This window comes from Thiolapillus sp., from assembly GCF_048562965.1.
GTDB classification, from domain to species: domain Bacteria; phylum Pseudomonadota; class Gammaproteobacteria; order Chromatiales; family Chromatiaceae; genus Thiolapillus; species Thiolapillus brandeum_A.
Window position 1 is genome coordinate 1 of the sequence record NZ_JBHNMF010000173.1, and the last position, 6415, is coordinate 6415.

General features: G+C 56.6%; 5 protein-coding genes. All 5 read right to left on the reverse strand.

What is annotated here, in order from left to right:
• Positions 1-77: 77 nt before the first annotated feature.
• Positions 78-560: an SAM-dependent methyltransferase gene (locus tag ACOCD2_RS10300; protein ID WP_293646814.1), complete on the reverse strand. Its 483-nt coding sequence runs from the start codon at positions 558-560 to the stop codon at positions 78-80.
• A 314-nt stretch (positions 561-874) separates the two neighbouring features.
• Complete coding sequence (locus ACOCD2_RS10305; RefSeq protein ID WP_293646813.1) at positions 875-2911, reverse strand: sodium-translocating pyrophosphatase; 2037 nt, start codon at positions 2909-2911, stop codon at positions 875-877.
• A gap of 283 nt (positions 2912-3194) precedes the next feature.
• Positions 3195-4211, reverse strand: a complete 1017-nt coding sequence (hemB, locus tag ACOCD2_RS10310; RefSeq protein ID WP_293646812.1) for a porphobilinogen synthase — start codon at positions 4209-4211, stop codon at positions 3195-3197.
• A 24-nt stretch (positions 4212-4235) separates the two neighbouring features.
• Positions 4236-5537, reverse strand: coding sequence for a phosphate regulon sensor histidine kinase PhoR (gene phoR, locus ACOCD2_RS10315; RefSeq protein ID WP_293646811.1), 1302 nt, complete (start codon positions 5535-5537; stop codon positions 4236-4238).
• On the reverse strand, positions 5530-6228 hold the full coding sequence (gene phoB, locus ACOCD2_RS10320) for a phosphate regulon transcriptional regulator PhoB (RefSeq protein WP_293646810.1): 699 nt from the start codon (positions 6226-6228) through the stop codon (positions 5530-5532). Before phoB ends, phoR begins: the two co-directional genes overlap by 8 nt.
• Between the last annotated feature and the right edge of the window lie 187 nt (positions 6229-6415).

Sequence of the window (6415 nt, forward strand, 5' to 3'; positions counted from 1 at the left end):
CCACCATGTGCTGCAGCACATCGGCAATGCCAGGACGGTTGAGGACATTGAAGCCCTGCTACCCTGGAACACGCCTGTCAAAAAAATGCAATAGGGCTGATTGTTTGGCGCTTACCATGAACATGTGGGAAACGTTGAAGAATATAGCGTTCAAACGAACCAAATCCACAACCGATATTCAGTATCTTTTCATCCCCTTGAATCCCGATACGATCACAAATCAGCTGGAATTTCTTTGTCTGTGCCTCTTCCAATGAAAGAGCACTATTCATCACCTCATCTCTGTCGTCCCCAAAGTATGCCATCGAATATGCACGGTAGCTTGAATCAAGAAAGCTATTAAAAAACTCGATCTGCTCATCGTAATGCGTCTCGATCAATTCTTCTGTTTCTTCCCACATGGGTCCCTTTGCAGCCGAAATGCCCAATTCTTCCAAGCTGATGGGTTTGTTTGCAGCAGCTTTGTATTCACGCTCCAAGAACCGCGCCACGTGTTCCTCCTTGCGCAACGCTTCTTCAGACCCCCACGCGGGAATATTCAAGGATTCGAGTTCGCTCATACATCTATCCGGTTGGAAGAAAACGCCTTGGATTATACCTTGGAGAACAGAAAGAGGGTCGAGACCGGATGCACATGAGCGCAGACCGGCACCGCCATCCCCGGCTTTTAGCGACATATCACCCCTCTCTGCACACTCGACGCTCCTGCGCATGACCTCTAGGGATGCAGGGAATGCTGGCAACGCAGGATGCGGTTGCCAGTGCCTGTACTTACGCCGCATCGCCATCCCTGGCTCCTTGCGGCATACACTCCATCCCTGGAGATAAAAAACCCCGCCGAAGCGGGGTTCTCTCAGACTAGACAGACTGCAGTTTAACCAACCAGCAAGGGCACCAGCATCAAGGCGACGATGTTGATGATCTTGATCAGCGGGTTGATGGCGGGACCGGCAGTGTCCTTGTACGGGTCACCTACGGTGTCACCGGTTACCGCTGCCTTGTGGGCATCGGAGCCTTTGCCACCGAAGTTACCGTCTTCGATGTACTTCTTGGCATTGTCCCAGGCACCACCGCCGGTGGTCATGGAGATAGCCACGAACAGGCCGGTAACGATCGTTCCCAGCAGCACGCCACCGAGCGCTTTGGGACCCAGCAGCAGGCCTACCAGAACAGGAACCAGGATAGGCAGCAGGGAGGGAATGACCATTTCCTTGATGGCAGCCTTGGTCAGCATGTCCACAGCACGGGAATAGTCCGGCTTCTGGGTGTGATCCATGATGCCGGGCATTTCCTTGAACTGACGGCGCACTTCGTTGACGATGCCACCAGCAGCACGCCCCACCGCTTCCATTGCCATGGAGCCAAACAGGTAAGGCACCAGACCGCCGATGAACAGGCCGATGATAACCATGTGATCGGACAGGTCGAAGGTTAGCCCGGTCAGGCCCGCTGACTCCAGGGTGTGCGTGTAATCGGCGAACAGCACCAGTGCTGCGAGACCGGCAGATCCGATCGCATAGCCCTTGGTGACCGCCTTGGTGGTATTGCCTACCGCGTCCAGAGGATCGGTGATGTTGCGGATCTTTTCGTCCAGCTCCGCCATTTCGGCGATGCCACCGGCGTTATCGGTGATAGGACCGTAAGCATCCAGCGCCACGATGATGCCGGTCATGGACAGCATGGAGGTTGCCGCGATAGCGATGCCATACAGACCACCCAGCTCGTAAGCACCCCAGATGGCAGCGCATATAGAGAGTACGGGAGCGGCCGTGGACTTCATGGAGACACCCAGTCCGGCGATGACATTTGTGCCGTCACCGGTAGTGGAAGCCTCGGCGATATGACGTACAGGGCTGAATTCGGTGGCCGTGTAATATTCAGTGATAACCACCATCAGTGCCGTCAGCACCAGGCCGATGAGTGCAGCCAGATACAGGTTCATTGCAGTAACAGGCTCACCCCCCACGGTCATGCCTTCAGGGAACATCATTGTGGTTACGGGATAGAACGCGATGGCTGAAATGGCGCCTGCCACACCCAGACCACGATACAGGGCATTCATGATCTTGCCGCCTTCACGCGCCTTCACAAAAAAGGTGCCCACAACAGAAGCGATAATAGAGATGCCGCCCAGGATCAGGGGATAAAGAACAGCATTGTAGCCCGCGCCCTGCACCATAAGGGAACCGACCAGCATGGTGGCGACCACGGTTACCGCGTAAGTCTCGAACAGGTCAGCCGCCATACCGGCACAGTCACCCACATTGTCACCCACGTTGTCGGCAATAACAGCCGGGTTGCGGGGATCATCCTCAGGAATACCGGCTTCAACCTTGCCCACGATGTCAGCGCCCACATCCGCACCTTTCGTGAAGATGCCACCGCCCAGACGGGCAAAGATAGAGATCAGGGAACCACCGAAAGCCAGACCAACCAGGGGATGAATGGGATCTTCCACACCCATCATCAGCAGGATGCCGTAGAAACCGGCTACGCCCAGCAAACCCAGGCCAACAACCAGCATGCCGGTGATGGCGCCGCCACGGAAGGCAATCTGCATGGCCGCATTCAGACCTTCATTGGCAGCCTCTGCGGTACGCACGTTGGCGCGAACCGAAATGTTCATGCCGATATAGCCCGCCAAGCCGGAGAAAATGGCGCCGATAGCAAAACCGGCAGCCGTGCTCCAGCTCAAAAAGATGCCGATGAGCACCAGCAACACGACCCCCACAAGTCCAATCGTTGTGTATTGGCGGTTGAGATACGCTGACGCACCTGCCTGTATGGCAGCAGCAATCTCGTTCATTCGTTCGTTACCCGTCGGTTTGGCGAGTATCCATTTCATGGATACCACGCCATAGCCAATGGCTACCAGCGCACAAATTAGCGCAAATATCAGGCCTGTCGTCATAGCGATCCTCATTTGTATCAGTTGTTATGAAAAACCCACTTTGCGCCGAAACTGCGAAAACGCATTGTGGGAGACTGACAGGGATGCTAATGAATTGCCAACCCAAAAGGGAAATCAAAACATTAGTGGCTAAAATAAGAGGAGTCTATCAGCAACTGTTAATATATTGACATAAGTCAAGCCTTGAAAATATCCGGGTGCCCTTACTCCTTGAGTAAGGCCTCCACTAATGAATAATTATCAACTGCTTATACGAAAGACACGACTGCAAAAGAGGCATCCCTCAAACCTCGTTCAGCCACTGGGCAACCCGTTTCGCAAAATAGGTCAGCACACCGTCTGCACCGGATCTTTTGATGCAGATCAAAGATTCAGTCACGACGGCCCGCTCATCCAGCCAGCCGTTCTGCACGGCAGCCATGTGCATGGCGTATTCCCCGCTGACCTGATAAACGAAGGTCGGCACCCCGAACTGATCCTTTACGCGGCGTACAATGTCCAGATAAGGCATGCCCGGCTTGACCATCACCATGTCAGCGCCTTCCTGGAGATCCAGAGCCACTTCGCGCAGCGCTTCATCACTGTTGGCCGGGTCCTGCTGATAGGTGTTCTTGTTGCCCTTGCCCAGGTTGGCCGCCGAGCCCACCGCATCACGAAACGGCCCGTAGTAACTGGAGGCATACTTGGCCGAATACGCCAGAATACGGGTATGAACAAAGCCTTCCGATTCCAGCACATCACGGATATCACCAATCCGGCCGTCCATCATGTCTGACGGCGCCACCACATCGGCGCCGGCACGGGCATGGGAAAGTGCCTGTCTGACCAGCACTTCCACGGTCTCGTCATTGAGCACATAGCCACTCTCGTCGATAAGCCCGTCCTGGCCATGGGTTGTAAAAGGATCCAGGGCCACATCTGTGATCACCCCGAGTTCAGGTACCGCATCTTTGACTGCCATTACCGCGCGCTGTGCCAGTCCGTCCGGGTTATAGGCTTCTTCCGCCAGTTCGCTTTTGGCAGAAGGCGGCGTGACGGGGAACAGGGCCATGGCAGGCACGCCCAGGCCGGCGATTTCCCTGGCCTCTTTGACCAGAAGGTCGATGCTCATGCGCTCCACGCCGGGCATGGAAGCCACGGGTTCGCGATTGCCCTCGCCTTCGAGAACGAAAACCGGATAGATCAGATCGTCGGGGGTAAGCACGGTTTCACGCATCAGCCGGCGGGAGAAATCATCCCGGCGCATGCACCGCATACGGGTAAAAGGATAGCCGCCAAAGGCCTGGGTATCTATGGGCATGTCGTCGTCCTGCTGAATTCCAAATCAGACGGACAGTTTAACCACCCGGCCGGCAGGAAACAAACATACAAAGCGGCTGCCCTCTCCCGGCGTGCTTTCGATTTCAATGGTCGCCTCGTGACGTTTGAGCACATGCCGGACGATAGACAGCCCCAGGCCAGTGCCACCACTTTCACGGGAGCGGCTCTTGTCCACCCGGTAAAACCGTTCGGTCAGCCGCTGCAGATGTTCAGGGGCGATGCCCGGTCCCTGATCAGCCACTACCAAGCGGGCGCCACTGCCTTCCCTGCCCCAGTAGATGTCGATGGGCGTTCCCCAGGGCGTATGCTGCACGGCATTGAAGATCAGATTACCGAATGCACTGCCCAGTTCACTTTCGCTGCCCATCAGCCCCAGTTTTTCGTCAGCATGCAACTGAATAAGATGACCGCCTCCATCACTCAAGCGGCGGGCATCTTCCACCAGCCCCTCCAGCAAACGGGGGACTTTCACGGATTCCCCAACCTGAGGCTCATCTTCTTCCAGTTCCAGCCGGGACAGCATCAGCAGGTCCGCCACGATGGACTGCATCCTTTCCGCCTGGCGGCGGGAAGCGATGAGGGCTTCGTGGATATCCTCGGGCAGCTCGGGCTCTTCCGCGAGCATCTCCAGATAGCCGGCAACAACGGTCAACGGGGTACGCAACTCATGGGAGACATCGGCAATGAAATCACGGCGTACAGCTTCGACGCGCTTCAGTTCAGTAATATCATGAGCCAGCAGCAGGTGTTGATCCTCACCGAATTCCACGATGCGGATCTGCAGCACCCGTGCCGGACTGGCAGGTGATATCATCTCCAGCGGCTGGGAAAAATCACCCTCCTGAATCCAGCACCTGAAATCATCGTTGCGGACGAGACGGGACACACGGCGATTGTGCTTGCGGGCGGTCAGGGGAATGCCCAGCAGTTCATGGGCCGCAGAATTGAACCATTGTACCCGCAGGTCGTCCTGCAGCACGATGGCGGCATCAGGCATGGCTTCGAGGGTGTCGTAAAAGCGGTGCAGCAAGCGGCTGAGGCGTTTCTTGCGCTGGCGGGCGCGGCTGCGCGCCTTTTTCATGTGAGCGACGATATAGCTCCAGATGCTGCCGAGATGGGATTCGTCCCGCACGATACCGTGCAGCCATTCCTCCATGATATAGAGCTGGCGCAGGTGCCAGATGATGTAGCCGCCCAGACCGATGAAAATGGGCAGGGACCAGACACCGCTGAGGGTACCGAACAGCACCACCACCAGGCCGATGACCAGCAGGCGGCTCAGTTCCTGGTTGAAATTCTCATGCATCGCCCACGCCCTTGGCGGACAGGCTGTAACCTGCCCCGCGCACGGTCCTGACCAGTCCGTCACAACCGTGAGGCGCCAGCAGTTTGCGCAGGCGGCGAATACTCACATCCACCGTACGTTCCTCCCGTTCACCCGAATCCGGCCAGACATAGTCGAGCAGTTGTCCACGGCTGTAGACCCGTTCTGCGTGAGACAGGAGAAATTCCAGCAGCCGGTATTCTGTCGGTCCCAGGCTGATCTCGGCCCCGCCACAGAACACCCGGCGGGTATCCGGATTGAGATTCAGCTTTCCCAGCTTCAGGTTTCCATCCGTATCGGCACCCGTGGCGCGGCGCAGGACAGCCCTGATGCGCGCAATGAGTTCAGGTGGTGAAAAGGGCTTGGTGATGTAATCATCCGCCCCGACTTCCAGTCCTTTTATCTTGTCTTCCTCGCCTGCCCTGGCGGTGAGCATGATCACCGGAATATCACGCAGATCCTTTTTCTTGCGCAGCCTGCGCAGCAACGCCAGGCCGTTTTCATCCGGCAGCATCCAGTCCAGCAGGATCAGATCCGGTCGGCGGACCGCGAGCAGTTCCTTTGCCTGTTTCACGGTTTCCACGTCCAGCATTTCCATGCCGGCACGTGACAGGGCAAAACGCAGCATGTCGCGAATCGGCCCTTCATCTTCCACCAGCAATATGATCGGCATGGTTAACCCGTGTATCTCAGCAGACAGCCGGCGAACCAGCTGCTACCGCAAATCGTCTGCATCTTTATTAACCCGGCACCAATATAGGTGATGCTCAGGGCTTCAAGCCTGCCTCAGAGCAAGGCATCGCTTGAAGCCAATGGTTGTTCCATTGGCAAAAGCGATAACGCCGGGCCGGGGCAGGCTT

Coding starts and splice junctions, on each gene's coding strand:
- ACOCD2_RS10300 (WP_293646814.1), bottom strand. CDS start 560: ATGAGCGAACTCGAATCCTTGAATATTCCCGCGTGGGGGTCTGAAGAA.
- phoR (WP_293646811.1), bottom strand. CDS start 5,537: ATGCATGAGAATTTCAACCAGGAACTGAGCCGCCTGCTGGTCATCGGC.
- phoB (WP_293646810.1), bottom strand. CDS start 6,228: ATGCCGATCATATTGCTGGTGGAAGATGAAGGGCCGATTCGCGACATG.
- hemB (WP_293646812.1), bottom strand. CDS start 4,211: ATGCCCATAGATACCCAGGCCTTTGGCGGCTATCCTTTTACCCGTATG.
- ACOCD2_RS10305 (WP_293646813.1), bottom strand. CDS start 2,911: ATGACGACAGGCCTGATATTTGCGCTAATTTGTGCGCTGGTAGCCATT.